Source organism: Nonomuraea sp. NPDC049758 (genome assembly GCF_040674635.1).
In the GTDB taxonomy this organism is placed as follows: Bacteria; Actinomycetota; Actinomycetes; order Streptosporangiales; family Streptosporangiaceae; genus Nonomuraea.
In genome coordinates, this window is sequence record NZ_JBFAMZ010000010.1 from 85690 (window position 1) to 111537 (window position 25848).

Here is a 25848-nt window from a genome sequence, read left to right on the forward strand (position 1 = left end):
CATGCCGCTCGACCACTCGCTGATCGGCGTCGAGGGCCCGGCCCACGAGCGCGCCTGGACCGCCGAGGACACCATGCTGTACGCGCTCGGCGTCGGTTCAGGCCTCGACGAGCTGGAGTTCGCCACCGAGAAGGGGCAGCGGGTGCTGCCGACGTTCGCGGTGCTGGCGGCGCAGTCGCCGGGGCGGCGGCTGGGCGACTTCGACCCGGCCCTGCTGGTCCACGCCGAGCAGGGCTTCGAACTGCACCGCGAGCTGCCGCCCGCGGGCGCCGTACGGACGACGTCGAAGGTGACCGGCATCTACGACAAGGGCTCGGGCGCGCTGGTGACCACCGAGGCCAGGGCCGTGGACCTGGAGACGGGCGAGCTGGTGATCGCCTCGCGCAGCTCGGTGTTCATCCGGGGCGAGGGCGGCTTCGGCGGCGACCGGGGGCCCCGCGACGAGTGGGCGGTCCCGGACCGGGCGCCCGACCACAAGGTGACCTACCCGACCCGGCCGGACCAGGCGCTGCTCTACCGGCTGTCCGGCGACCGCAACCCGCTGCACAGCGATCCGGAGTTCGCCGCCAGGGCCGGGTTCGACCGGCCGATCCTGCACGGGCTGTGCACGTACGGGGTGACCGGGCGGGCGCTGCTGCACACGCTCGCCGGGTCGGACCCGTCGCAGTTCCGGGCGATGTCCGGCCGGTTCAGCAGCCCGGTGTTCCCCGGCGAGCCGCTGACCGTCTCCATCTGGGCCGACGGCGACGACGTGCTGTTCCGCACCGCCAAGGACGACGGGACGGTGGTGATCGACCGCGGCCGGGCGACGATCAGTCGTCGCTGAGCCCCCTGAGGGGATCGAGGCGGTGGATGAGCTTCATCGCCGCCTCGATGATCTCCCTGGCCTCCTCCTCGGTGTCGGAGGTGGCCACCTCGCGGGCGGCCTCGCCGATGATGCTGGTCAGCACCGCCACCGTGAACCGGTCGAGCGGGTCTCCCCCGGCGCCGAGCAGGACGGCGTTCTGGCGCACCCACTCGCGCCCGCGGGTGCGGCGGATCAGCTCGAAGCCGGGCGGGCCGTCGCCGTCGATGAAGAGCCGGACCAGGTCGCGCCGGTCCCAGGCGCCGTCGAGGTAGGCGCGGGCCCCGGCGATCAGCAGCTCGACGGGGTCGCTGACGCCCTCCTTCTTGGCCTTGGCGACACTGGCGGCCGACGCCTGCTCGTGGGCCGCCTGGTGGTCCTCGTAGAGGGCGAGGAACAGCTCGGTCTTGCCGCCGAAGTGGTGGTAGAGGCTGCCGACGCTGGAGCCGGCGCGGGCCACGACCTCAGAGACGTTGGAGTCGGCGAAGCCGTGCTCGCTGAAGACCTCACGGGCCGCCTGCAACATGCTCTTGCGCGTCTGAGCCGTACGGCTCCACTCCCACGAGGACTTGCGTGCCATGCCAGGCATTCTATCCCGCCGAATTCTAGAATCTGATTCTTGACCAGTGCCGCCCGGGGGTTAGAATCGCGTACTAGAGAATGATTCTAGAAATTCAGGAGGCGGCCGTGGACTTCTCGCTCAGCCCGGAGGAACGGCAGATCCGCGACACCGTGCGTGCCTTCATCGAGAAAGAGGTCATGCCGCTGGAGCCGGAGGTCCTGCGCAACGAGCGCGAAGGGCGTCCGGGGCTCGATCCCGAGGTCGTGCGCGATCTGCGCGCCAAGGCCAGGAAGTCGGGCTTCTGGGGCATCAACACCCCCGAGGAGTACGGCGGCGCGGCGCTCGGCCCGATCATGTCCGCGATCATCGCCATGGAGATGGGCCGCACGTTCGTGCCCTTCTCCTTCGGCGGCAGCGCCGACAACATCCTCTACGCCGGAACCGACGAGCAGAAGCAGCGCTACCTCGTCCCCACCATCGAGGGCGAACGGCGGTCCTGCTTCGCGATCACCGAGCCGGGCGCCGGCTCCGACGCCCGCAACATCCGCACCCGCGCCACCCGCGACGGCGCCGAGTGGGTGATCAACGGCGAGAAGACGTTCATCACCGGCGGCAGCGAGGCCGACTTCGTCATGGTGTTCGCGGTGGCCGAGGGCCACGGCGTGACGTGCTTCCTGGTCGACCGGGACATGGGCTGGAAGTCCGAGCCCATCCCGACCATGGGCGAGTGGGGTCCGGCGGCGCTGGTGTTCCAGGACGTGCGGGTGCCCGAGGAGAACATCCTGGGCGAGCTCGGCAAGGGCTTCGAGCTTGCCATGCAGTGGATCGGGCAAGGACGGTACATGATCCCGGCCCGTGCCATCGGCTCCGCCGAGCGCATGCTCCAGATGGCCATCGACTACGCCAAGATCCGCAAGTCGATGGGCCAGACCATCTCGGAGTACCAGGCCATCCAGTGGATGATCGCCGACTCCCAGGTGGAGATCGAGGCGGCCAAGTGGCTCACCCTCCACGCGGCCTGGCAGGTGCAGCAGGGCATGGACGCCCGGCACGCCTCCTCCATCGCCAAGCTCAACGGCGCCGTGATGGCCAACCAGGTCGTGGACCGGGTGCTGCAGATCCACGGCGGCATGGGATACACCAAGGAGCTGCCGGTCGAGCGATGGTACCGGGAGCTGCGCCTGCTGCGCATCTTCGAGGGCACCGACGAGATCCAGCGCCGCACGATCGCCCGCAACCTCATCAAGGGCCACGCCAGGCTCGGCCTGATCGGAGAGTAGTCCATGTCGGTCGAGGCACTGTTCAACCCGCGCTCGATCGCCCTGGTGGGGGCCACGGACAAGTCGGGCTGGTCGGTCAGCACGCTGCTGAACCTGCGCACCCACGGCTTCTCCGGGCCCGTCCACCTGGTCAACCCCAGGGGCGGCGTGGTGCACGGGTCGCCGGCCTTCCGCAGTCTGACCGAGATCCCCTCCCCCGTCGACCTGGCCTACGTCATGGTGCCGACGACCGCCGTGCTCGGCGTGCTGAAGGAGGGCGCCAAGCTGGGCATCGGCTGTTACGTGATCCTCACGGCGGGGTTCGGGGAGGCCGGCGCGGAGGGCGCGCGGCTGGAGGCGGAGATCGCCGGGTTCGCCCGCGAGAACGGCCTGACGATCCTCGGGCCGAACGGCAACGGCTACATCAACGCCGCCGCCGACGTGACCCCGTACGGGCTGCCCATCCCCGAGCCGCTGCTGCGCGGGTCGGTCGGCGTGGTGCTGCAGAGCGGCGCGCTGGCCAGCTCGGTGCTCGGCTTCGCCCAGGCCCGCAACGTCGGCGTCAGCCTGCTGACCTCGATGGGCAACGAGTCGGTCGTCACGGTCACCGACGTCGTCGACTACCTCGTGGACGACCCGGCCACCCGGGTCATCGCCCTGTTCCTGGAGACGATCAGGAACCCGGCCGAGTTCTCCCGGGTCGCCCGCCGGGCACTGGAGGCGGGCAAGCCGATCGTCGCGCTCAAGATCGGCCGCAGCCGGCTCGCCTCGCACACCGCGCAGGCCCACACGGGCGCGCTCGTGGGCGACGACGACGTCATCGACGCCGCGATGCGCCAGCTCGGCGTGATCAGGGTGCGCTCGCTGGAGGACCTCATCATCACCTCCGGGCTGCTGGCCGCCACCGGCCCGCTGCCCGGCCGCCGGGTGGGCGTCGTCACCCCGTCCGGCGGCGCGTCCGAGATCATCGCGGACCGGGCCGAGGACGAGGGCCTGGAGCTGCCGCCCTTCTCCGCGGCCACGGTCGAGAAGCTGGCCGGGATCGTGCCGTCGTTCGGCACCGTGCAGAACCCGCTGGACGTCACCGGCTACGTCCTCGTCGACCGCACCCTGCTCGGCCGCGCGCTGGAGACGGTGACCACCGATCCCGGCATCGACCTGGTCATGCTGCTGTCCGAACCGCCCAGGATCGCCCCTGCGGACCCCGCGCCCGTCCTGGCCATGTACCAGGCCAGCGCGCGGCGCATCGCCGAGTCGCCGGTGCCGGTCGTGGTGGTGAGCAACGTGCTGACCGACGTCACGGAGTTCGGGCGGCAGGTGCAGCGGGAGACCGGGTTCCCGTACGTCATGGGCGGGATCGAGCACGGCCTGACCGCGCTCGGCGCGGCGGTGCGCTGGTCGGAGGCCCACCGCAGGGCCCTGACCGGCGGCGGCCCGGCCGGGCGGGCGGCGGTCACCGGCGTATCCGGGGGTGCGCCCGAGGGTGCGCAGGGCGTGTGGGCCGAGCACCGGGCCGCCGCCCTGCTCGCCGCCGCGGGGTTGCCCGTGGTGCCGTCCGAGACCGCGGCGGATGAGGCGGCGGCGGTGGCCGCGGCCGAGCGGTTCGGCTACCCCGTGGTGCTCAAGGCCGCCGCCGAAGGGCTCGGGCACAAGAGCGACATCGGCGGGGTACGGCTGGGGCTGTCCGGCCCGGAGGAGGTGCGGCAGGCGTACCGGGAGGTGGTGGCCGCGGCGCGGGCGCACGCCCCCGACGCGGGCGTGCTGGTCCAGCCGCAGCGCGGCGGCGGGATCGAGCTGCTGGCCGGCGTGGTGCGCGACCCTGCCTGGGGGCTCACCCTGGCGGTCGGGCTCGGCGGCGTCTGGGTGGAGGTGCTGCGGGACGCGGCCCTGCGCGTGCTGCCGGTGGACGCCGGCGAGGTCCGCCGGGCCCTGTCCGAGCTGCGCGGCGCGGCCCTGCTGGACGGCGCCAGGGGCACCGAGCCCGCCGACCTGGACGCGGTGGCCGACGTGGTGGCCGGGATCGCCGCGTTCGCCGAGAGCCTGGGCGACGACCTGGAGTCCCTGGAGATCAACCCGCTCCTGGTCACCGGCTCCCGCGTCGAGGCCCTGGACGCCCTCATCACCTGGCGCCCGCCGCCCTCCTGACCTGTCCCGGCTGCTCGGGCGCCCTTTTGCTCAATGCTCAAGGCTCTTCAGCAGGATCATCACGGCTCCCAGGGCGCCCGAGCCGGCTCCGCAGAGCAGCCGGATCCAGAGCCGGTCGGTCTTGGGCGCCGCCGCGAAGAAGCCGAGCACGGTGAGCAGGACGACCGACACGCCGATCTCCAGGTACACCGACGCGTCCAGGGACATCACGCCGGTCATCGCCACGCACAGGATCACCGTGAGCGGGACCAGCCCCCACAACATGCCCGTGGACCGCGTCACCGCGCCCCGCACCGCCTTGCGCACGTCCGGCGACCGGTCGCCGACGATCTCGGCGAACGCGTGCGCGATCCAGAACACGATGACCGTGCCGATCGCGGTGGCCAGCAGCTCGGCCGGGTCGGCGATCCAGTGCGAGAGCCCGGAGACGACGCCGGCCGTCAGGATGGTCCCGTAGACCGACTCGCCGTTGACGAACCGCCCCACCCCGCGCGCGGCTCCCGTGCTCACCCGACGAATCTAGTACGGCCCTCGCGCGCTCCCCGGCGCCCGACGCGCCCGCCTGGAGACCTTTGACGCCTCGTCCTCCCCGGACCTCGTGGGTCGGGGCGTCTCGGTGGCGGCCGCCCGCGTCCGCAGCAGCGCGGGCGGCCGTCACCGGTCCGGTGGCCGGGTCGTGGCTACTCGACCTCGATGGGCAGCTCGTAGACCTCCGTCGTGGGATGGCCGGCCTTCTCGTGCACCCGCATCACCGCCTCCTTCGACGGCCCCGACGACAGGCAGAACACCTTGCCTGAGTCCGGATCGAGCCAGGCCCGCTCGAAGTGCACACCCTCGGCCCCCTCGACCGCCAGGTCCCGCTCGTGGGCCTCGCGCAACTGCTCCTCGGTGACACCGACGAAACCACTGTGCACGTCCATGAACTTCGGCATCGCCGTCTCCTCTTCTCAGGATCTTCCGCTTCCGATGGAGAGGCGTTCCATTCCGTTCCATCCCGTTCCATCGGCCCGTCCGGGCTCGCCTGCCCGGCGGGCCGGATGCGGAACCTAGGGCAACCGGGAGGCCAGGACGAGGGTGGCGGCGGAGGCGAACATGCCGCCGTTGCCCAGCACCACGCTCACCTCCACGTCCGGCACCTGCGCCGCGGCCTCGCCCCGGAGCTGCCGCACCGACTCCTGGATGGCGAACATGCCGTACATGCCGGTGTGCGTGTAGGACAGGCCGCCGCCGTTGGTGTTCATCGGCAACCGGCCGCCGGGCGAGGTGTGCCCCTCGGCGATGAACGCCCCCGCCTCGCCCCGGCCGACGAAGCCCAGATCCTCCAGGCCGTAGACGGGCACGTGGGCGAAGGCGTCGTACACCATCAGGTGGTCGACGTCGTCGTGGGAGATCCCGGCCTCGGCGAAGGCGGCCCGGCCGGACAGGCGGAAGCCCTTGGAGGTGGTGAAGTCCTCCATCTGCGAGACCATCGGCGCGTCCATGGCCTCGCCGGAGCCGAGCAGGTACACCGGCGAGCGGCGCGACAGCTCCTCGGAGGTGACGACCAGCGCGCCCCCGCCGTCCGTCACCAGGCAGCATTCCAGCAGGTGGAAGGGGTAGGCGACGAGCTTGGACGCGAACACGTCCTCGACCGTGATCAGGTCGCGGTACATGGCCCGCGGGTTCCGGGAGGCCCAGCGGCGCTGCGCGACCGCCACCTCGGCCAGCTGCTCGTGGGTGAGGCCGGTCTCCTTCATGTGGCGCAGCGCCGTGACGGTGAACGACGTCGGCGGCCCGACCACCCCGTACGGCAGCTCGAACTGCCCGAGCAGCGAGTCCGCGCCCAGCCCCCACCGGCCGGCGCCGACGCGCGACCGTCCCGACTCGCCGTGCGTGATCAGCACGGTACGGCACAGCCCGGCCCGGATGGCGGCGGCGGCGTGCCGTACGTGGAACAGGAACGACGACCCGCCCACGCCCGTGCCGTCGAGCCAGGAGGGCGTGATGCCGAGGGCGTGGGCGACCTGGATCGGGCCCGGCGTGCCGACCGTGGCGATGCCGTCGATGTCGTGTTTCGTCATGCCCGCGTCGGCGAGGGCGTTGCGCGCGGCCTCCAGGTGAAGCTGGAAGGTGGACCGGTCCGGCAGGCGGCCGATCTCGTCGGTCTCGGCCGCCCCGGCGATCACGATGTTCATCGGGCGCCCTCCGCGGGCTCGAAGAGCGGCACGTGCACGTCGCCGCGCCGCTCGAACACCACCCTCAGCTCCATGTCCAGCGGCAGGTTCTCGGGGGTGTTGGGCACGCCGACGATGTTGGTCATCATCCGCACGCCCTCCTCCAGCTCCACGACCGCGATGGCGTAGGGCCCGCCGGCCTCGAAACCGGGCGCGGGGCGATGGTTGATCACGTACGAGTACAGGGTCGCGCGGCCCGTCGCGCGCACCCACTCCACGTCGCCGCCGCCGCAGTGGGGGCAGCTCGGCCGGGGGTAGAAGTAGTGCCGCGCGCACGTCTGGCAGCGCTGGATCCTGAGCTCCCCCGCGGCCGTGCCGTCCCAGAACGGCTGGGTCTCGGGCGTTGGCTTCGGTGCCGGTTTCATGGGCCTCCCCACTCTAGTTCTAGAATTGCACTCTAGAGCTAGGTTCGGTTCCGGGGAAGCCTCCGCGGCTCAGGGGCTGGGGATGCCGTCGCCGTTGCGGCCGCGTCCCGCCAGCACCTCCTCCAGCGTCGGGCGGGCCTCGTCCGGGTCACGGAACCCCGGGCAGGCGAGCTGGATGAGCACGCCGTGCGCCTCCTTGGGGTGCAGGAACACTTCCTGCCAGCGCACGTCGGCCCGGTTGAGCCCGTGCAGCCGGTAGCCGCGCCCGGTGAGCCGGGCGACGGCCGCGTCCATGTCCCCGACGTGGAAGTTCAGATGATGGACGCCGCCCCGCCCCCGCGTCAGCTCGAAGAAGCTGTCGAAGAACGCGGACCCGGTCAGCGGCTCCATGAGCTCGATCTTGCTCCCGTTGGAGTAGGTGAGCTGCAGCGTGCGGTACCCGCTGATCCGGTTGTCCCCGCCGCCGCCCAGATGGCGACCGCCGAGCAGGTCGCGATAGATCGGCAGCAGGTCCCTGATCCGGGGAGCGGCCACGGCCGTGTGGTCGAAGGTCACGTCGAGGCCGTCAAGTTCCAGGTCCACGCCCGGCTCCTCACTACGAACGAATCCTAGAATTTGATTCTAATCATCTGATACCGGGTACGCACTCTTGACGCCGGCCGATGCGAGGAGCAGCATCTCAGAAATGGATTCTAGAGCTAGCTTCTAGAACTCATGGCGGGGGGCCTAGGCTCGACAGAAAGGCTTGTCATGAGGCTGTCCTACGTCCGCGAGCTCGACGAGTACCCGACCGGCGCCCGCCGGATGAAGATCCTCACCATGGCCGTCCTGGCCATCCTCATCGGCTCCTACGAAGGGCAGATCGCGCCCGTCGTACCCCTGCTGCTCAAAGACCTGAACATGTCCCTGGCCACGTACGGCGCGGTCTCGGGGGCGGCGGCGGTGGCCGGGGCCGTGGCCTCCATCCTGGGCGGGCGGCTCACCGACCGGGTCGGCCGGGTCCGCCTGCTCATCCCGCTCATGGCCCTCACCGCCGTGTGCTGCTTCGCCATGACGCTCGTGCACAGCCCGCGCGACCTGCTGATCGCCCGCATCCTGCTGGCCTTCGTGGACGGCGTCGCCATGGCCTCCACCGCGCCGCTGATCCGCGACTTCTCGCCACGGCTCGGACGGGCGCAGGCGTTCGGGTTCTGGACGTGGGGCCCGGTGGGCGCGAACTTCCTGGCCGCTGCCGTCGCCGGCTGGACGCTGCCGATCTTCGACGATTCGTGGCGGTCGCAGTTCGTCATCATGGGCTGCTTCTCGCTGGTGATCTCCGTGGTCATCGCGCTCAACATCGCCGACCTGTCCCCCGAGCTGCGGGCCAGGATCCAGCACACCGAACGGGCCGCCGAGGAGGTCGTCGACCTGCGGCGTCCGCCCACCGTCCGGTCGTTGTTCGCCCGGCGCAACATCTGGGCCCACGTCGTCGGCATCTCGCTCTGGCTGGTCCTCTACATCACGCTGTCGCTGTTCGGCCAGACGATGCTGGTGGGCGCGCTCGGCATCAGCAGCGCGCAGGCGTCCACGATCATGGCCGCGTTCTGGAGCCTCAACCTGGTCACGCTGATCGTCACCGGCCGCCTGTCGGACCGCCTGCAGCTGCGCAAGCCGTTCTCGCTCGCCGGGACGATCGCCGCGGTCCTGGTCACCGCCTACCTCGCCGTCGCGCTCGGCCAGGAGGGCGTCTCCACCGGCACGCTCATGGCGGTCGGCGCCCTGCTCGGCGGCTCGCTCGGCGTCGCCTACGCCCCCTGGATGGCCAACTACTCCGAGGACGCCGAGGACGCCGACCCGCGCCTGCAGGGCACGGCCTGGGGGCTGTTCGGCTTCCTGAGCAAGGCGATCGCGGTGGTCGGGCTGCTGGTCATCCCGCACGTCGTGGCGGCCACGAGCTGGCAGACGTGGCTGTTCGTGGCACTGGGCTGCCTCGTGCTGTTCGTCCCCGCGATCCTGCTGTTCAACGGTCCATGGCGCCGCACCGTCCCCACCCCCGTCCAGGTGGCCCTCACCGAGGCCGAAAGCTGACCCATCCCGCCCGAACCCGAACGCCGAACCGTCCTCACCACGGCCGCACGGTGATCGGCCCTGCCGGAAAACGCGAAAAGCGGCGCGCCCCCGAAGGGGCCCGCCGCTCGTCGCAGGAATGAGACGCTCGTCCCGGCACCGGGACGAGACGTCAGTCCCGGTGCAGCTTCCGGTACGTCACCCGGTGGGGACGGGCCGCGTCAGCGCCGAGACGCTCGATCTTGTTCTTCTCGTAGTCGGCGAAGTTGCCCTCGAACCAGAACCAGTTCGAGCCTTCCTCCCACGCGAGGATGTGGGTGGCGATGCGGTCGAGGAACCACCGGTCGTGCGAGGTGATCACGGCGCAGCCCGGGAAGTCGAGCAGCGCGTTCTCCAGCGACGACAGCGTCTCGGTGTCGAGGTCGTTGGTCGGCTCGTCGAGCAGCAGCACGTTGCCGCCCTGCTTGAGGGTGAGCGCCAGGTTGAGCCGGTTACGCTCGCCGCCCGACAGCACGCCCGCCTTCTTCTGCTGGTCGGGGCCCTTGAACCCGAATGCCGCGATGTAGGCCCGCGACGGCATCTCGACGTTGCCGACCTTGATGTGGTCGAGCCCGTCGGAGACGACCTCCCAGACGTTCTTGTTCGGGTCGATGCCGCCCCGGCTCTGGTCGGCGTAGGAGATCTTCACGGTGTCGCCGACCGTGATCGACCCCGTGTCCGGCGTCTCCCCACCCGTGATCATGCGGAACAGCGTGGTCTTGCCGACGCCGTTGGGGCCGATGACGCCGACGATGCCGTTACGCGGCAGGTCGAACGTCAGGCTCTCCATCAGCAGGCGGTCGCCGAAGCCCTTGGTGAGCTGGTCCGACCTGATCACCGTGGTGCCCAGACGCGGGCCCGGCGGGATCTGGATCTCCTCGAAGTCCAGCTTGCGGAACTTGTCGGCCTCGGCGGCCATCTCCTCGTACCGCTGGAGACGGGCCTTGCTCTTGGTCTGGCGGGCCTTGGGGTTGGAGCGCACCCACTCCAGCTCGTCCTCCAGGCGCTTCTTGCGCTTGACGTCCTTCTGGCCCTCGACCTTGAGGCGCTGGGCCTTCATGTCGAGGTAGGTGGAGTAGTTGCCCTCGTAGGGGTAGCAGCGACCGCGGTCGAGCTCAAGGATCCAGTTGGCCACGTTGTCCAGGAAGTACCGGTCGTGGGTGACGGCCAGCACCGTGCCGGCGTACTTCTCCAGGTGCGACTCCAGCCACTGCACGCTCTCGGCGTCGAGGTGGTTGGTGGGCTCGTCGAGCAGCAGCAGGTCGGGGGCCTCAAGCAGCAGCTTGCACAGCGCCACGCGGCGGCGCTCACCACCGGACAGCTTGCTCACCTCGGCGTCGGGCGGCGGGCAGCGCAGGGCGTCCATCGCCTGCTCCAGCTGGCTGTCGAGGTCCCACGCGTTGCGGTGCTCCAGCTGGTCCTGGAGCTTGCCCATCTCCTCCAGCAGTTCGTCGCTGTAGTCGGTGGCCATCTGCTCGGCGATCTGGTTGTAGCGCTCGAGCATCGCCATCGTCTCGGCGACACCCTCCTGCACGTTGCCCAGAACGGTCTTTTCCTCGTTGAGCGGCGGCTCCTGCTGGAGCATGCCGACCGTGAAGCCCGGCATCAGCTTGGCGTCGCCATTGGACGGCTGCTCCAGGCCGGCCATCATCCGGAGCAGCGTCGACTTCCCGGTGCCGTTCGGCCCCAGGACACCGATCTTGGCTCCGGGCAGGAACGACAGCGTGACGTCGTCAAGGACAACCTTGTCGCCGTGCGCCTTGCGCACGCGCTGCAGCGTGTAGATGTACTCCGGCATGCTCCCTAGCTTAGAGGCTGCACACGCAGGCTTCCGCCGCCCAGCCCCTTTCACCTCCGCCCGTCCCCGCTCGCCCCTGCACCCCCACCCCCTCCAACCCCATCTCCCCCGAACGCCATGACGTCCCGAGGCCGCCCCTTGCCGTCCTCGCGCACTGAACCGCCCCTGACGCCCCGAGCCCACCTTTGGGCGGGACGCCGTTCGCCCCCCCCCACCTCAGCCGACCAGGCCCCCCATCACGCCCTCCTTGGTCCCCCGGTCACGGCCTCTCTCGCCACGGCCGCCTCCACCGCGGTTCCTAAGTCGCAGCCCCTGTGGTGGTCTCCGTGGTGGTCCGCGCCGTTGCGAGGAGGGCGGCGGCTGCGGTTCGTGCCCGTTGCGCCGGGTGGGTCGAGCGCTCACGTACCGCCGTGACGATGGCTCCGTCCACCAGCAGGACGAACAGGTGCGCCAGCTCGGCGGCATCAGCCCGGCCGTCGCGCTCGATCAACCCCGAGACGTACGCCCGCACGCGCTCCTTGTGCTCGGCCGCCACCCGATGCGCCGCACTGTCCGGATCCGCCGTCTCGATCATGGTGTTGATGAAGGCGCATCCACGGAAATCCGCCCGTGCGAACCGTTCGGCCAGGGCGTCGAACACGTCCAGCGGATGGCCGCCCAGGGCCTCCACGCGTTCGGCCAGCCAGGCCCGCCACCGCTCGTCCCGCCGCCGCAGTACGGCCACGACCAGGTCGTCCTTGCTCGGGAAATGCCGGTAGAAGGAGGCGCGGCCCACCCCCGAGACACTCAGGATCCGCTCGACGCCCACCGCCCTGATCCCCTCCGCGTAGAAGAGGTCCTCGGCGGCGTCGAGCAGTCGTTCACGTGCACGTGTGGGCATACCGCCAAGCTATCCCGAACTTCCCTAAAACGGAACCGTTCGGTATCGTCTCGCCCAGATGGAACCGACCAGTACCGTTTTGGAGACCTCATGCCCCGCCTTCCACAACTGACAGAAGACAATGACGGTTTGCTGGACCAGACCCGCCGCCAGCTCGGCAAGGTCCCCAACCTGTACGCCGCCCTCGCCAACGGCCCAGCCGCCCTGGCCGGCTACCTCGCGATGCGCGAACACCTCGGCTCGGGCGTCCTCACCCCGAGGCTGAGGGAGCAGATCGCCCTGCTGGTCGCCCAGGAGAACCACTGCACGTACTGCGTGAGCGCCCACACCATGCGCGGACGCCGTATGGGCATGTCCGACGAGGAACTTCTCAAGACCCGCCAGGGCGCGGACGACGAGCCGCACGCGGCCGCCGTCCTGGCGATCACTCAGGCGATCATGCACACGGGCGGCGCGGTGAGCGACGCGGACCTGGACGCCGCACGGGCCGCCGGCGTCTCGGACGCGGAACTCGCCGAGATCGTGGGCCACATCGCCCTGAACACCTTGTCCAACTACTTCAACCACCTCGCCCAGCCCGAGCTGGACTTCCCGGAGGTGCAGGCATGAACCCGACCTGGAGAAACGGCACCGTCGAACTCCTCGACGGCTACACGCTGACGAACTCCGAGGGCCGCCGGGTGTCGACCGTGGAAGGAGTGCGGTTCGCCATCGAGGGCGGGTATCTCAACGTCGAGGTCCCCGGCGTACCCCACATCCAGATCGTCTCGGCTCCCGCTGTCCGCCTCGTCACCTGCGACGGCGTCACCACGGCCTGACGCCCGAGGCGCACAGGGCCACAACCCGAGGGCAGGCCCCTGACCCACCCGCCTCTCAGGCGCCTGCCCGCATTCCCCGCACATCACACCGCGCCTGTCACGACGCATCACAGGGCGTGCGTCACGGCACGTCACACGGCTTGCTCCTCGGGCGACGGCGGTTGCGGCGGCTGGACGACGGGGATGCAGACACGGTCCCGGCCCAGCTCCTTGGCCCGATAGAGAGCCAGGTCGGCGGCGGCCAGCAGGTCGATCAGATCGTCGCCGTGCACGCACATCAACGCGACCCCGACCGAGATCGTGATCCGGATCAGAGCATCGTCCACCGGGATGGCCATGTGCCCGATGTGCGTACGAAGTCGCTCGGCGACCTGCCGCGCCTCGTCGACGTCCGCCCCCGGCAGCAGGACGACGAACTCCTCGCCCCCGAACCGCCCCACCACGTCGGACTCCCGCAGTTCCCTGCGCAACATGGCCGCCACCCCGGCCAGCACCTCGTCGCCGACCAGATGTCCGTGGGCGTCGTTCACCCGCTTGAAGTGGTCGATGTCGATGATCAGCAACGCCAGCGTGTCACCGCTGCGGCGCGCCCGCAGGATCTCGGTGTCGGCCTCCCGCTGCCAGGCGGCCGCGTTGAGCAGCCCGGTCTTGGAGTCGGTACGGGCGGCGGCCTGCAACTGCGCATGCAACAGACTGCGTTGCAGCAGGACGACCGGCGGCAACGCGAGCACCAGCAGAGCCAGGTTGAGCCCGCACCCGATCGAGACCGTGACCCCGAGACACAGCTCGACGACGTCCAACAGGACGCTCTCCCGGTTCCACAACACCTCCTGCCACGACCCCTCAGGATCGGACGTGTGCGCCGCGACCGCGATGAGACCGATGTTGAGCAAGGAGAACAGCACGGCGGCCGCAACCGCGTAAGCGATCGGCGGCCCACTCCCCCGCGTCAGCACCCAGGGATCGGGGACGACCCAGTGGAAGGCGACCGACGCTGTGCAGCCGGCCAGGCCGATGGCCGCCGAGCTGAACACCCGCCGGTAGAGAACTGTGGCGCGCACGCGCACCTGGAGAAGGATCTGCAGCACGATCGGCGCAAAGAGGGCGTAGACCGGCGGCAGGAGCAGGGCGACCGGCAGCCACCAGGCCGACAACAGGTCACGCGAGACTCCGGCGGGCATGCCCAGGCGCCTGCTGGCCTCGATGCAGACCGCGCCGCACGCCATGAGAGCGGCAAAGGTCAGCAAATCCGGCCAGTGGAAATCGGTAGATCTCGTGAACAAGGTGATCGCGACGGCATCTAGGGCGACAATGGCGCACAGATACGCCACAAGCGGGCGCCGTTGCCCGAGCAATGGCCAACGACCGGCCATTCTTGACACACCGTCGCGAGACTTGATCGTGGCGTGACTGGTCGCCGCCATCTCGTCTCCTCCCTGACTAACGATGTGTAACACAATAATTGCGGAGTGTGCGTTATGCGATGGGAACCGCTACGTTGAAACGACCACGCCCGCTCACTCCGCGAGCGGGCAGTGCCGGAAAGGAGCAACCATGGTGCGGGGCGTGACCTGGACATGACCGATGCTCTAGGTATCTGACACGGACAAACACCCCATCGGCCCCCTTCGGGGTGACATCGGGGCCATCAGCCGATGCCCCTCCCCCTCCCCCTTGGCCGTCCCCTGCGCGGGGCGCCGACCCATCGGCTGCTGCCCTCCGCCCCGATCGCTTTCCCCTGACCGATGGCCGGTGAACCACCGGTCGTCCCACTCCTTCATCCGGTCCGTCGAGGACCTCGATGACCAGCGCGTCTGGGCCTACGCAATCAAGGAGTGCACCCCACATACGACTGCCGTCACATGGCGCTTGCCCGCCGTTGCCCGCATGCGCGTCGCGTCACCGCCTGAGGACGCTGTATGTCCTCTACGCGATGTCGTCCACCCCGACGCCTGCGCGCGCCCGAACCCGAGCACCGCCAGGGAGGCAAGCACCGGGGATAGGATCCCGCCTCACCGTTGTGCCCGCCCCGCACTGGCCGCCCGCACAGTTGGGCCTCACCGGTAGACGACTCCCGTGGGCGACGCCTGCCAGCAGGCGGCCCAGCAGGCGACTGGACACGCGCCCCGGCCCTCAACTGGGCAGCGCGTCTCCGGGCGTGGTTACCCCTGCGATGGATCACCGTGAGGCGAACCCGGCCACTGCGCCTCTGCATGCACACGCCCCTTTAGGTGGATTGGCATTCGCGTGGGTGCCCCGTTCAGGCGGTTCAGGAGCCCATACAGACAACGGGCAACCCGTCCAGACGGGTGGGTACCCTGCGCAGCGCGCAGGTGGTCCGTGCAGGTTGGTGCGCAGCCGGCGGGTTGGGCACTGTGCCGGGGGGCTTTTCGCTTGATCGCCCGATCCCTGCGTCCTCGACATGGGGGCATCTGGCGGGGGTGGTTGTGGGGACGTCGAGGCGAGCGGGCTGGTCGGGTTGGGGCGGGTGTCTTCATGGCGGGTTGCGTAGGTCGGCATGAAGACACCCGCTTTCGTGGACAGCGGCCGACGTGTCCGTCACGGCGGAAGCATCCACTGGTGTAGGTGCTCAGCCGCCAGGTGACGGTGGTGTCAGGCTGCGGCCTTCTCCGGTGTCTGTGTCCTCGTCCGGGGCTTGCTGGACGCGCTCAGGACGCGGACCGTGGCGGCCTTGGCTGACGAGCCGCGGCCCGGCTGCTCTGGTGTGACCGTGCCAGGAGTGGTGTCGTCCTCCACGGCGGTGTCGGGCTGGGGCTCGGGACGTGCGCTCGGTTGCGGGGTGACGGCGTCGGGGTCGGTGGCTGCTATGGCCAGCATCGTGTGGTCGGCGTCCGGCCCGGCGTCGTCGTCGTGAGACTGCGCGGGTGCGCTTCGGGGGGCGTCGGCGGTCGCGGGGATCGACGGGTCGGCGGTCGCGGGGACCGACGGGTCGGCGGACGGGTGGGGGGAAGACGGGCGGACGGGCTTGGTGCCCATCGCCCAGTCCTGGGTCTCCTCGTCGAGGCGTTCGCGCATCTCCTTGGTCATCGAGCCCAGGCCGCCCCCGCGCTCCGGCTTGGTGAAGACGCCGGTGCCCCAGCGCAGGTCGTGCCCGACCGCGCTGGCCTCGATCTCCGGCATGAACCGGCGGTCGCCTTCCGCGCCGAACTCGCGGATGCGGAGCTTGCCGGACACGACGACGGGCTGCCCCGCCCGTACGCAGTCGGCGACGTTGTCGCCCAGCGCACGCCAGCAGCGGACCGTGAAGCAGACGCGCTCACCGTCGGTCCATTGCCCTGTCTTCCTGTCGAAGTAGCGGTGTGAGGTGAACACCTTCAGCGACGTGACCCTGGTGCCGTCGTCGAAGCTGTACTGCCGTGGCTCTGCTGCGACGTTTCCGGTGAGCGTGATGTAGATGTCGTTCATCCGTGCCTCCCATGCGGCGGGCGGACTGCCCGCGACCTGGGAACACGGTGCCTGAAGCAGGCGGGGTGGGGCGGGGGCGAACGCCGTTCTGTGGTCAAGGGACGGCGAGGCAGGGCGGCTGTGGACGAAGGCCGGTCGTGCAGGAGGCGTACGAGAAGAGGGGGGATCAGCCCGAGAGGTCGCGCAGGGCCGTGTAGAAGGCGTGGTGGCGGCCGAGCTCGCGTTCGACCGGCTCCACCACCATCTTCGCCGACACCGTCGACACCCTGCGGCGCATCTCCCGCTCCAGACGTTCCCGCTCCCGCGAGGCCCCCAGCTCCACGAAGTTGCGCGAGGCGATGCCCGACAACGCGCCCAACCCCAGTACGGAGGCCATCATGAGCGCCACCCACGGCAGCGCCGCGCCGTCGCCGACCAGTTGCAGGGTCGCGGGCAGTTGCGCGGGCACGGTCAGCCCGGCCACCAGCCACACCACCCCGGCCACGAACGCCACCACCAGCAGGTACTGCCAGACCTTGAGCAGCCGCCACCAGCCGGGCACCCGGTCGAGGCGCGGCGCCACCTCCGTGAGCTCCTCGGTCAGCGCCTTCGGCAGCCGGGACGCGTGCGAGCGCGCGGCCTGTTGCACCGCGGTCCGCCACACCGGGTCCATCCCGGCCGACAGCCCGTCGGTGAGCGCCTGCACGGCGTTGGCCACCTCGGCGGAGTGCGCGCTCACCGAGCCGGTCGTGATGCCCCGGATCTCGTCGCCGACGTCTTCGAGACGCAGGCTCTTCAACGGATCCGGACGGAACTTGGCGAACCACCGCGGATACGGCCAGCCGACCCACTGGCTGGAACGCTCGGCGTAGACGTTCTCCATGGCCTCGCCGACGGCCGGGACGCCGATCGCGTCGCAGAGCGCATCGGTGAGCCCCATCCTGCGCGCCTCGTCGACCGACGACGGCACGAGCAGCGCGTCGCCGAGCGGCATGGCCTCGCCGAGCCGCTGCTCCATCCGCTGGAGGTCGGCCTCCAGCTTCTGGATGGCGGCGCGGCGGCGGCCGACGGCGGTCGCGATCACGCTCTTGAGGCTCTCTACGCCGCGCCCGGTGACGGCCGAGGTGGGTACGACGCTGGGATGCTCGACGCCTTCCCGGCGCAGCAGGTCGTTGAGGTCGATGACCAGCTCGGCCAGCTCCGCGGCGGAGAGCCTGTCGGCCTGGTTGAGCGCGAACACGGTCACCGCGTCGTGCCCGGCCAGCTCGGTCACGTAGCGCCGGTGGGTGGAGGCGTCGGCGTACTTCTGCGGGTCGAGCACCCACACCACCAGGTCGGCCAGCCCGATGAGCCGGTCGGCCTCGTTGTCGCTGAGCGCCCGGATCGAGTCGTGGTCGGGCAGGTCGAGCAGGATCAGCCCGTGGAGCTGGCTGTCGCCCTTGTCGAGCGCGCTGGTACGGGAGAAGCGGTGGCGCGGCTGGATCTGCAGCCAGTCGAGCAGCGGCGCCGAGCCCTCCAGCCCCCACACACAGGCGTGGGTACGGGCCGTCGTCGGACGGCGTACGCCGGTGGGCGACAGCTCAAGCCCCGAAATGGCGTTGAACAGGGACGACTTGCCGCTGCCGGTGCCGCCCGCGAGAGCGACCACGGTGTGCTCGGACGACAGCTTGAGCCGGTCGCCGGCCCGCGTCAGCAGCGCGCCGGCCTCGGTGAGCAGTTTCTGGTCGAGCCGCCCGGGACCGAGCTCCACCACCTTGTTGAGCGCGGACAACCTGGGCGCGAGGCCCGCCCTCGGGGGCGTGGTCGTCGTCATCGGGCGACCTCAAGGTTGTACGTCGCCTGGTAGAGGCGGGTCGCGACGGACTCGTCCGGGATGCCCGCCGAGTCGAGAGCGTGTACGTAACGCATGGATTCCTCGTCGAACAGCATGCCGATCCTGGCTCGCAGGTCACTGAGCGCCTTGGCGCCGATGCCGCGCAGCGACTCCGCGCCGAGCAGCGCGTTGACGAGCCGGTGCGGCACGCCCGACCCGTCGCCGCCGCTGAACATGGCGACCGTGAAGATCAGGGATAGCGCGTCGGGATCGAACGAGACGAGCTTGGACACCGAGCGCTTGGTCACGCCCTCGGTGCGTACGAGCTCGTTCAGGTGGTCCTGCCAGGACGCGATGGCGCGCCCGGCGTGCCGCAGCAGGTTGTCCGACGGGCGGTCGAGCCCGTCGGCGAGCTTGGCGCCCAGCTCCGAGCGGTGCCGCCAGCGCGCGACCACCTCCTCGGCGGCGCGGTTGGCCGCGGCGACGATCACCGACTCCAGCCCGGCCCGGATCGCCGCCTTGAACGCCGTCACCCGCTCGGGCGTCTGCCTGCCCGCCTTGCCGCTCTTGCCGAACTGCAGCGAGCGCATGAGGTCGCCGGAGCCCGCGAAGTCCTGCCAGCGGGCCAGCACCTCGCCGTGCAGCAGCGAGCCGTTCTTGGACGCCTTGTCGATCTCGGCCAGCGCGCCCAGGTAGGCGGCCTCGACGTCGCTGCGCAGCTCGGCGCGGAACGCCGCCTGGCCCTCCAGATGCCTGGCCAGCGCGGGCACGCGGGTGCGGAAGCTGTTGAGCACCCCGTTCAGGGTCTCCTGCACGGCCTGCGCGCGGCGCGCCTCGTCGACCGAGAGCTCGGCCAGCCACATGCGCAGGTCGGTGACCTCGCTGTCGGGCAGCCTGCCGTCGGTCACCGTCGCCTCGTGGATCACGAACCGGTCGATGTCGCCCAGGCCGTATTCGGTCAGCATGCGGACGAAATGCTTGAGCACGACGTCGGCCGACCGGGGCTGCACCCGCGACAACACGATGGCCAGACGGGCGCCGCGCTCCTTGGCCAGGCGCAGGAGGCTCCACGCGGGCGCGTCGGCGTAGCGGGCGGCCGTGGTCACGAAGATCCACAGGTCGGCGGCGTCGAGCATGCGGTGGGCGATCTCGTGGTGCTCCTCGACGACCGAGTCGATGTCGGGGGTGTCCAGCAGCGCGACGCCCTGCGGAAGCTTCTCGGTCGTCACGACGACCAGGCCGCTCGTCTCGCTGTCGGGCGAGGGCCGGTCCAGCCGTTCGAGGCCGCCGAGCAGCTCGCCCTCCGCGAACCACTTCCGGTCGTCGGGGTGGCAGGCCAGGATGGGCGTGCCGGTGGTCGGGCGGCGCACTCCGGTGCGGGAGATGTTCCGCTCGGCCAGGGAGTTGACCAGGGTGGACTTGCCCGCGCCGGTGGAGCCGGCGATCACGATCAGCGCGGGGGCCGTGTTGGTACGCACCCTGGGCAGGACGTAGTTCTCCAGCTGGGCCAGCAGGTCGGCCCGCGCCTGCCTGGCCTCGTCGGCTCCCGGCAGGTCGAGGCTGAAGCGCAGGTCGGACACGCTTTCGCGCAACGCGCTCAGCGCCGACGTCATCGCCTCGACGACCTCGGCCGGCAACTCCTCGACCCGCGGCCCTTCCTCTGACGCGCCTTCCAGCTCCGCTACGGCGTCGGTCTCCGCATCGTCCTCAGCGTCAGCGTCAGCGTCGCCGTCGGTGTCGGTGTCGGTGTCGGTGTCCGCGTCGCCCTCGGCGTCGGCGTTCGCGTCGGCGTCGCTGTCGGTGTCCGCGTCGGAGTGGTCGTCGGTTTCGGCTTCGGTTTCGGCGTTCGCCTGGACGGCGGCATCCGCATCGGGGTGGATGTCCTGACCGACTTCGGTGTCCGGGGCGGTGTCGGTGGGGTCGTCGGATTCGTCGTCGATCTGGGCGGTGGCACCCGTGTCGGTGTCCGCCTCGGTGTTCGGGTCGACGTTGGGGACGGTCTCGCCGCTGTTGTCTACGGCGTCGGAGCGATCGTCGGCGGCCCGGTCGGCGTCATCGGTCTCAACGGTGGACGCGAACTCCTCGGCGTCGGCCTCGGAGTCGGGTTCCTCCTCCGTCAGGTCTCCCGGGTCGGTGGGGTAGTCAGCGCCGGCGGGGACATCGGAGGCCGGAGAGAAGGCGTCGAAGCCGGTGCTGTCATCGGTGGCCACGGAGGCGGCGGTGTCGTTGGGGGCGGCGTCAGCGTCGGCGCGGCTGTCGTCAGCGTCCATCGCCTCGCTGGGGTCGCCGTCGCCTTCCGCTAGGAGCGCCGCTTCGGCTTCAGGAGCGGGATCGTCATCAGGCCGGGGAGTGTCGTCGCCCTCCAAGTCGGCATCGGCATGAGCACGGTTCCGGACGTCGGCGCCGGCGGGGACATCGGCGACCGGGGAGAAGGCGTCGAAGCCGATGGCGTCTTCGGTGGCCACGGAGGTGGCGATGTCGCTGGGGTCGGCGTCAGCGTCAGTGTCGGCGACGGTGCGGTTGTCGTCAGCGTCCATCGCCTCGCTGGGGTCGCCGTCGCCTTCCGCGGAGAGCGCCGCCTCGGCTTCAGGAGCGGGATCGTCATCAGGCCGGGGAGTGTCGTCGCCCTCCGAGCCGGCATCGGCATGAGCAGAGTTCCCGGCGTCGGCGTCGGCGTCGGCGTCAGGGGCGGCGGTTGCCGGGGGCGGCGCGTGCCCGGCGTCGGAAGGCGCCTCTCCGCTGTCGGCGGCGGTGGTGTTCGGGGTCGCGGGCGTCGGCTCGGTCTCCGGGGACGGGGCGGTGTCCGGTTCCTGGGGGGCTCGTTCCCAGAAGGCAGCGGGCCTCGGACGTGTCTCGTTCCCCTCACGCGGGTCGGCGGCGCGGGCCGGGGTGAACAGGCTCGGACGGTCGGCCGGACGGGACGGCGTGAAGAGGCTGGGCCCCGTGGACGGGCCGGGCTCGTCCGTGCCGGCGGAGGGCTCCTGCGAAGCAGCCGGGAGCCGCGGGGCGGTGGGCCGCCGAGGGAGGACGGGCTCGTCGGCGCGCGCCGTCGGCTGGAAGAGCGATGGCCGGGCAGCCGAGGTCGACGGCTCTCCCGAGGACGACGGCCCCCCGGAAGCCGCAGACGGCGGACCCGAGGAAGCCACGGACGGCGAGCCTGCGGGAGCCGCGGGCGGCGAGCCGGAGGGGGTGACGGGTGGCGGGCCTGGGGGGGCGGCAGGTGGTGAGGGTGCGGGGGGCCGGGAATCGGGCAGGTCGTCGTCCGTCACCGGGCGGAAGCTCAACGTCTGCTCCCCCAGCGACTCGTGCCGCCCGTCATCCATGGCGGTGTTCACGGCAAGCGCTCCGCTCGAACCATCTCGACCTCCTGGCCGACCCGCACGACGTCGCCGACGATGACGATCGCCGGAGGCCGTATCCCAGCCGCGGACACGCGGTCGGCCACGGTGGAAAGCGGTGCGATTACCGCCCGCTGGGTCGGAAGGGTACCGTCCTGTACCACCATTACGGGAGTCTCCGGCGCACGTCCGTCTCGAAGCAGCGCCTCGGCCACCTTCGGCAGCCGTTCGACGGCCATCATGAGCACCAGCGTGCCCTGGGATCGGGCCAGGGCGGGCCAGTCGACGGTGGAGGCCGGGTGGTCGGGCGCGACGTGCACGGAGACGACGTGGAACTCCTGGCTCACCCCGCGATGCGTCACCGGCACCCCGGCCGCGGCCGGGACCGCGACGGCGCTGGTGATGCCGGGGACGACGAGCACGGGGATGCCGGCCTGGGCGCAGGCGATCATCTCCTCGCCGCCGCGCCCGAACACGAACGGGTCGCCGCCCTTGAGCCGGACGACGAACTTGCCCTGCCTGGCCCGGTCGACCAGCAGCTCGTTGATCTTCTCCTGGGACAGCGACCTGCCGTAGGGCACCTTGGCGGCGTCGATCAGCTCGACGTCGGGGGCGAGCTCGTCGAGCAGCGCCCGGGGCGCGAGCCGGTCGGCCACCACCACGTCGGCCTGGGCGAGGAGCTGCCGCCCGCGCACGGTGATCAGGCCGGGGTCGCCGGGGCCGCCGCCGACCAGGGCCACGCCGACGGGCTTGGTGCGGTTGCGGCGGGCGTCGACCGTGCCGTCGCGCAGCGCGCCGACGACCGCGTCGCGGATGCCCGCGGCCCGGCGCGGGTCGCCGCCCGCGGTGACGGCGACGCTGATCTCGTCGACCCGGCCGGAGGCCGGGGTCCAGGCGGCGGAGGCGTCGCGGTCGTCGGCGCGCACGCACCACACCCGCTTGGCCTCGGCCTCGGCGGCGACCGCGGCGTTGACGGACCTGACGTCGGTGCACGCCTGCACGAGCCAGGCGCCGTCGCAGTCGCCCACCTCGTACGGCCGCGCGTGCCAGGTGACCCGGCCCGTCGCGATCAGGTCGTCGAGGGCCGGGGTGACGGCCGGGGACACCACGGTGACCTCCGCACCGGCCTCGAGCAGCGCGGGGACGCGCCGCTGCGCGACGCGGCCGCCGCCCACGACGAGCACCCGGCGGCCGGAAAGCCGCAGGCCGAGGAGGTAGGGACCCATGGGGGGAATCTCCCGTTCGCGAAGGATGTGTTTGGAGGTAAACCTACCGGCTCACCGTGCGTCGTTCGCTGCGCATGGCTCAACGGCCGTCAAGAAGAGGCTGCGACGGGTCCCAGCGTGGCCCGCCCTGAGCGTCTTTGCGGCGTCTGGCCATGGCCGAGAGTGCCTCAAGAATAACGCGGTTCCCGAGGAACGCGGTGATGTCGGCGTGGTCGTACGGCGGCGACACCTCGACCACCTCCATCCCGGCCACGGGCAGTTCGTAGCAGATCCGGCGCACGGCGTCGAGGAGCTGCCTGGCCGACAGGCCGCCGGGCTCGGGCGTGCCGGTGCCGGGGGCGTGCCCGGGGTCGCAGACGTCGATGTCCACGGACAGGAAGACCTGGTCGCACTCGTCGAGCGCGATCCCGAACGACTCCGTCAGGCACTCCTCCAGCCCGCGCGTCACGATCTCGGTCATCTCGTACGAGCGCATGCGCTGCGCCGCCATCCAGTCGAGCGTCTCGGGCTCGGGCCAGTAGCCGCGCAGCCCGATCTGCAGGAACCGGTCGCCCCGGATGGCGCCGGACTCGATGAGCCGCCGCATCGGCTGGCCGTGCCCGTGCAGGTGGCCGAACTCGATGTCGCCGGTGTCGGCGTGCGCGTCGAAGTGGATCATCGAGGTGCGGCCCGGCTCGTACGCCCTGGCGGTGCCCCGCGCGTCCGGCAGCGCGACGGTGTGGTCGCCGCCGAGCACCACCGGCACGGCGCCGGAGGAGGCGATCCGGTGCACCGCGTCCTCGATGGCGGCCAGCGAGCCCTCGACATCGCCGGAGTAGCACTCGACGTCGCCCGCGTCGAGCACCCGCAGGTCGCGCAGGGCGTCGACGCGCAGGGCCAGGCTCGGACGGGACCCGTTGTGCGGCAGGTAGCAGGTCTGGCGCAGCGCCATCGGCCCGAACCTGGCGCCCGGCCGGTTGGAGGTGCCCCCGTCGAAGGGTGCACCGATGATCACCACGTCGGCGCCGGCGTAACTGGCCGGGTCCGCGACGTCGCAGCGGTCCACGCCGAGGAACGTGATGTCAGGGCCGAACATGGGACCGTACCGGGACACTGCTCACCTCACGTGCTGTTTCGAGTGTCCCCCATCATCACACGGGCTTTTCCGTGACCCCCGCCGAGTCGAACGTCGCGACCTCGTGCATCACCCGTACGGCCGCGCACACCAGCGGGTGCGCGAGCAGGCCACCGGTGCCCTCGCCGAGCCGCAGCTCCAGGTCCACCAGCGGGCGCAGCCCGAGGTGGTCGAGCGCGGCGGCGTGGCCGGGCTCGGCCGAGCGGTGGCCGGCCACGCAGTGACCGCTGACGTGGGGGTCGAGGGCGGCGGCGACCAGGGCGGCCGAGCCGGCGATGACGCCGTCGAGGATCACCGGCACCCGGTTCGCCGCGCCGCACAGCACGAAGCCCGCGATGGCCGCGTGCTCGAAGCCGCCCACGGCGGCCAGCGCGCGCAGGGCGTCGCTCGGCCCGGTGCCGCCGGGCAGGCCGTTCACCCGCAACGCCGCCCGGACGACCTCCACCTTGTGGTCGTAGGTCGCGTCGTCGATCCCGGTGCCCCTGCCGGTCACCTCGGCCGGGTCCTTGCCGGTGAACACCGCGATCAGCGCGGCCGAGGCGGTGGTGTTGGCGATGCCCATGTCGCCGGTGATCAGGCAGCGGGCGCCCCCGTCGATCAGCTCCTGTGCCACGGCGATGCCCGCCTCCAGCGCCCTGACGGCCTGGTCGACGCTCATGGCAGGGCCGCGCGACAGGTCGGCGGTGCCGTACGCGACCTTGCGCTTGACCAGGTCGGGAGCGTCGGGCAGGTCGGTGGCGACGCCGACGTCCACCACCGTCACGGACGCGCCCACCTGGGCGGCGAAGGCGTTGGCGACCGCTCCGCCGGCCAGGAAGTTGGCGACCATCTGCGTCGTGACCTCCTGCGGCCACGGGCTGACGCCGCGCGCGTGCACGCCGTGGTCGGCCGCGAAGATGGCCAGGGCGGCCGGCTCGGGCATGGGCGGCGGGCAGACGCCGGACGCGCCCGCCAGGCGTACGGCCACCTCCTCCAGAGCCCCGAGCGCGCCGCGCGGCTTGGTGAGCCGGTCCTGGTGGGCGCGGGCCTCGGCGAGCGCCTCGGGGTCGGCGGGACGGATGGCCGCCAGGGTCTCGGCGAGCACGGACACCTCCACTTGGTGACACGTAGTGAACGAACTGGAGCGTCAGTGGACGAGCTGGAGCGCTTCCTCGTACCGGTCGATCACGACGTCGGCCAGCGTCTCGCAGTCGCCGATCACCTCGGCGCAGCGGATGTCGAGGTCGGGGTGGCCCGCGCCGTACGCCAGGGCCTGGGCCCACACGCGCTCCAGCAGGCCGCCCGCGAACAGCAGGTACGGCACCACGATCACCCGCTTGGCGCCCAGCCGGCGGCAGCGTTCGAGCCCGCCGGGCACGCCGGGCGGCGTCACCGAGACGAACGCGGTCTCGACCGTCATGTAGTCGTAGGCGTGCGTCTCCCAGAACAGCCGCGACACCCGGTGGACCTCGGCGTTGGCGGCGGCGTCGGTCGAGCCCTCGCCGACCAGCACGACCGCCGTCTCACCCGGCTCGATCTGGCCGGGGACGTCGTCGAAGGCCGGGGTGTCGACGGCGCGCAGCCGGGGCCGGGCGCCGACCAGCTCCAGGGGGCGCGGCCTGGCCATCTCGGCGGCGGCCTCGCCGAGCCGGTCGGCCAGCAGCGCCAGCACGCGCGGGTCGGGGCCGAGGGGGCGGCCGTAGTCGTACATGAGGGTGGGGTGGCGCTGCTGTTCGAGCGCCATCGCGGCGGGGAACTCCGCATCCACCTTGCTGAGACTGAGCGGCAGCGCGACGAGACGGTGGTGGCCGCGCGCCATCAGGGACGCCACGGAGTCGCTCAGGCGCGGCGTGGCGCGTTCCAGATAGCCGCCGGAGACGTCGACGGCCGTGTGGTCGAGGCGGCAGCGCAGCCGGTGGACGAACCTGCCGAACTCCGCGGCGTAGGCGTCATCGTTCGAGCCCTGCCCGATCAGCAGGAGCGGCGGCTTCATTGAGGGATCTC

The 25848-nt window shown here is 71.3% G+C and carries 22 protein-coding genes; 6 read left to right on the forward strand and 16 right to left on the reverse strand.

The window, feature by feature from the left end:
* The first annotated feature begins 1 nt into the window (after position 1).
* Positions 2-826, forward strand: a complete 825-nt coding sequence (locus tag AB0J46_RS26215; protein ID WP_364336311.1) for a MaoC/PaaZ C-terminal domain-containing protein — start codon at positions 2-4, stop codon at positions 824-826.
* On the opposite strand, the gene AB0J46_RS26220 is transcribed toward AB0J46_RS26215, so the two are convergent.
* On the reverse strand, positions 813-1424 hold the full coding sequence (locus AB0J46_RS26220) for a TetR/AcrR family transcriptional regulator (protein WP_352322431.1): 612 nt from the start codon (positions 1422-1424) through the stop codon (positions 813-815). The two genes, AB0J46_RS26215 and AB0J46_RS26220, sit on opposite strands and share 14 nt — an antisense overlap.
* 80 nt (positions 1425-1504) lie before the next feature.
* On the opposite strand from AB0J46_RS26220, the gene AB0J46_RS26225 reads away from it, so the two are divergent.
* Both AB0J46_RS26225 and AB0J46_RS26230 read left to right on the forward strand, forming a co-directional pair.
* A complete protein-coding gene (locus tag AB0J46_RS26225) occupies positions 1505-2686 on the forward strand; it encodes an acyl-CoA dehydrogenase family protein (protein WP_364336313.1) in 1182 nt (393 codons plus the stop codon).
* Positions 2687-2689: 3 nt separating this feature from the next.
* Complete coding sequence (locus AB0J46_RS26230) at positions 2690-4810, forward strand: acetate--CoA ligase family protein (RefSeq protein ID WP_364336315.1); 2121 nt, start codon at positions 2690-2692, stop codon at positions 4808-4810.
* 30 nt (positions 4811-4840) lie between these two features.
* On the opposite strand, the gene AB0J46_RS26235 is transcribed toward AB0J46_RS26230, so the two are convergent.
* From AB0J46_RS26235 to AB0J46_RS26255, 5 genes are all read right to left on the reverse strand, one after another.
* Complete coding sequence (locus tag AB0J46_RS26235) at positions 4841-5320, reverse strand: hypothetical protein (protein WP_364336317.1); 480 nt, start codon at positions 5318-5320, stop codon at positions 4841-4843.
* 170 nt (positions 5321-5490) lie between these two features.
* Complete coding sequence (locus AB0J46_RS26240; protein ID WP_125636368.1) at positions 5491-5742, reverse strand: SCO4226 family nickel-binding protein; 252 nt, start codon at positions 5740-5742, stop codon at positions 5491-5493.
* Positions 5743-5856: 114 nt separating this feature from the next.
* The gene (locus AB0J46_RS26245) at positions 5857-6984 is read right to left on the reverse strand and encodes a thiolase (RefSeq protein ID WP_364336319.1); all 1128 of its coding nucleotides are present in this window, start codon (positions 6982-6984) and stop codon (positions 5857-5859) included.
* Positions 6981-7388, reverse strand: a complete 408-nt coding sequence (locus AB0J46_RS26250) for a Zn-ribbon domain-containing OB-fold protein (protein ID WP_358294769.1) — start codon at positions 7386-7388, stop codon at positions 6981-6983. Before AB0J46_RS26250 ends, AB0J46_RS26245 begins: the two co-directional genes overlap by 4 nt.
* Positions 7389-7457: 69 nt before the next feature.
* Positions 7458-7970 carry a VOC family protein gene (locus AB0J46_RS26255; protein WP_364336321.1) on the reverse strand — a complete coding sequence of 171 codons (513 nt, stop codon included), beginning with the start codon at positions 7968-7970 and terminating at the stop codon, positions 7458-7460.
* A 168-nt stretch (positions 7971-8138) separates the two neighbouring features.
* Here AB0J46_RS26255 and AB0J46_RS26260 point away from each other — a divergent pair, with 168 nt between their 5' ends.
* Entirely contained in the window at positions 8139-9455 is a 1317-nt protein-coding gene (locus AB0J46_RS26260) for an MFS transporter (RefSeq protein ID WP_364336323.1), read from the forward strand.
* Positions 9456-9606: 151 nt separating this feature from the next.
* Here the strand turns inward: AB0J46_RS26260 and ettA are convergent, their stop codons facing one another.
* Entirely contained in the window at positions 9607-11271 is a 1665-nt protein-coding gene (gene ettA / locus AB0J46_RS26265) for an energy-dependent translational throttle protein EttA (protein ID WP_364336325.1), read from the reverse strand.
* 298 nt (positions 11272-11569) lie between these two features.
* Positions 11570-12151 (reverse strand): helix-turn-helix domain-containing protein, encoded by a 582-nt coding sequence (locus AB0J46_RS26270; RefSeq protein WP_364336327.1) that lies wholly within the window; start codon positions 12149-12151, stop codon positions 11570-11572.
* A 129-nt stretch (positions 12152-12280) separates the two neighbouring features.
* Here AB0J46_RS26270 and AB0J46_RS26275 point away from each other — a divergent pair, with 129 nt between their 5' ends.
* Positions 12281-12760 (forward strand): carboxymuconolactone decarboxylase family protein, encoded by a 480-nt coding sequence (locus tag AB0J46_RS26275; protein ID WP_364336329.1) that lies wholly within the window; start codon positions 12281-12283, stop codon positions 12758-12760.
* Positions 12757-12969: a hypothetical protein gene (locus AB0J46_RS26280; protein WP_364336331.1), complete on the forward strand. Its 213-nt coding sequence runs from the start codon at positions 12757-12759 to the stop codon at positions 12967-12969. Before AB0J46_RS26275 ends, AB0J46_RS26280 begins: the two co-directional genes overlap by 4 nt.
* Positions 12970-13100: 131 nt before the next feature.
* Here AB0J46_RS26280 and AB0J46_RS26285 read toward each other — a convergent pair whose 3' ends face one another.
* From AB0J46_RS26285 to AB0J46_RS26320, 8 genes are all read right to left on the reverse strand, one after another.
* Positions 13101-14216 carry a GGDEF domain-containing protein gene (locus tag AB0J46_RS26285; protein WP_364336333.1) on the reverse strand — a complete coding sequence of 372 codons (1116 nt, stop codon included), beginning with the start codon at positions 14214-14216 and terminating at the stop codon, positions 13101-13103.
* A gap of 1366 nt (positions 14217-15582) precedes the next feature.
* Positions 15583-16395, reverse strand: coding sequence for a single-stranded DNA-binding protein (locus AB0J46_RS26290; protein WP_364336335.1), 813 nt, complete (start codon positions 16393-16395; stop codon positions 15583-15585).
* A gap of 166 nt (positions 16396-16561) precedes the next feature.
* On the reverse strand, positions 16562-18187 hold the full coding sequence (locus AB0J46_RS26295; protein WP_364336337.1) for a YfjP family GTPase: 1626 nt from the start codon (positions 18185-18187) through the stop codon (positions 16562-16564).
* A complete protein-coding gene (locus AB0J46_RS26300; protein ID WP_364336339.1) occupies positions 18184-20724 on the reverse strand; it encodes a GTPase in 2541 nt (846 codons plus the stop codon). The genes AB0J46_RS26295 and AB0J46_RS26300 overlap by 4 nt, the downstream gene beginning before the upstream one ends.
* Positions 20725-21518: 794 nt before the next feature.
* Positions 21519-22751 (reverse strand): uroporphyrinogen-III C-methyltransferase, encoded by a 1233-nt coding sequence (gene cobA / locus AB0J46_RS26305; protein ID WP_352322447.1) that lies wholly within the window; start codon positions 22749-22751, stop codon positions 21519-21521.
* Positions 22752-22830: 79 nt separating this feature from the next.
* Entirely contained in the window at positions 22831-23826 is a 996-nt protein-coding gene (speB, locus tag AB0J46_RS26310) for an agmatinase (RefSeq protein ID WP_358294793.1), read from the reverse strand.
* Between the two features lie 55 nt (positions 23827-23881).
* A complete protein-coding gene (gene cobT / locus AB0J46_RS26315; RefSeq protein ID WP_364336341.1) occupies positions 23882-24955 on the reverse strand; it encodes a nicotinate-nucleotide--dimethylbenzimidazole phosphoribosyltransferase in 1074 nt (357 codons plus the stop codon).
* A 36-nt stretch (positions 24956-24991) separates the two neighbouring features.
* A complete protein-coding gene (locus AB0J46_RS26320; protein ID WP_364336343.1) occupies positions 24992-25837 on the reverse strand; it encodes a sirohydrochlorin chelatase in 846 nt (281 codons plus the stop codon).
* Positions 25838-25848 lie beyond the last annotated feature (11 nt).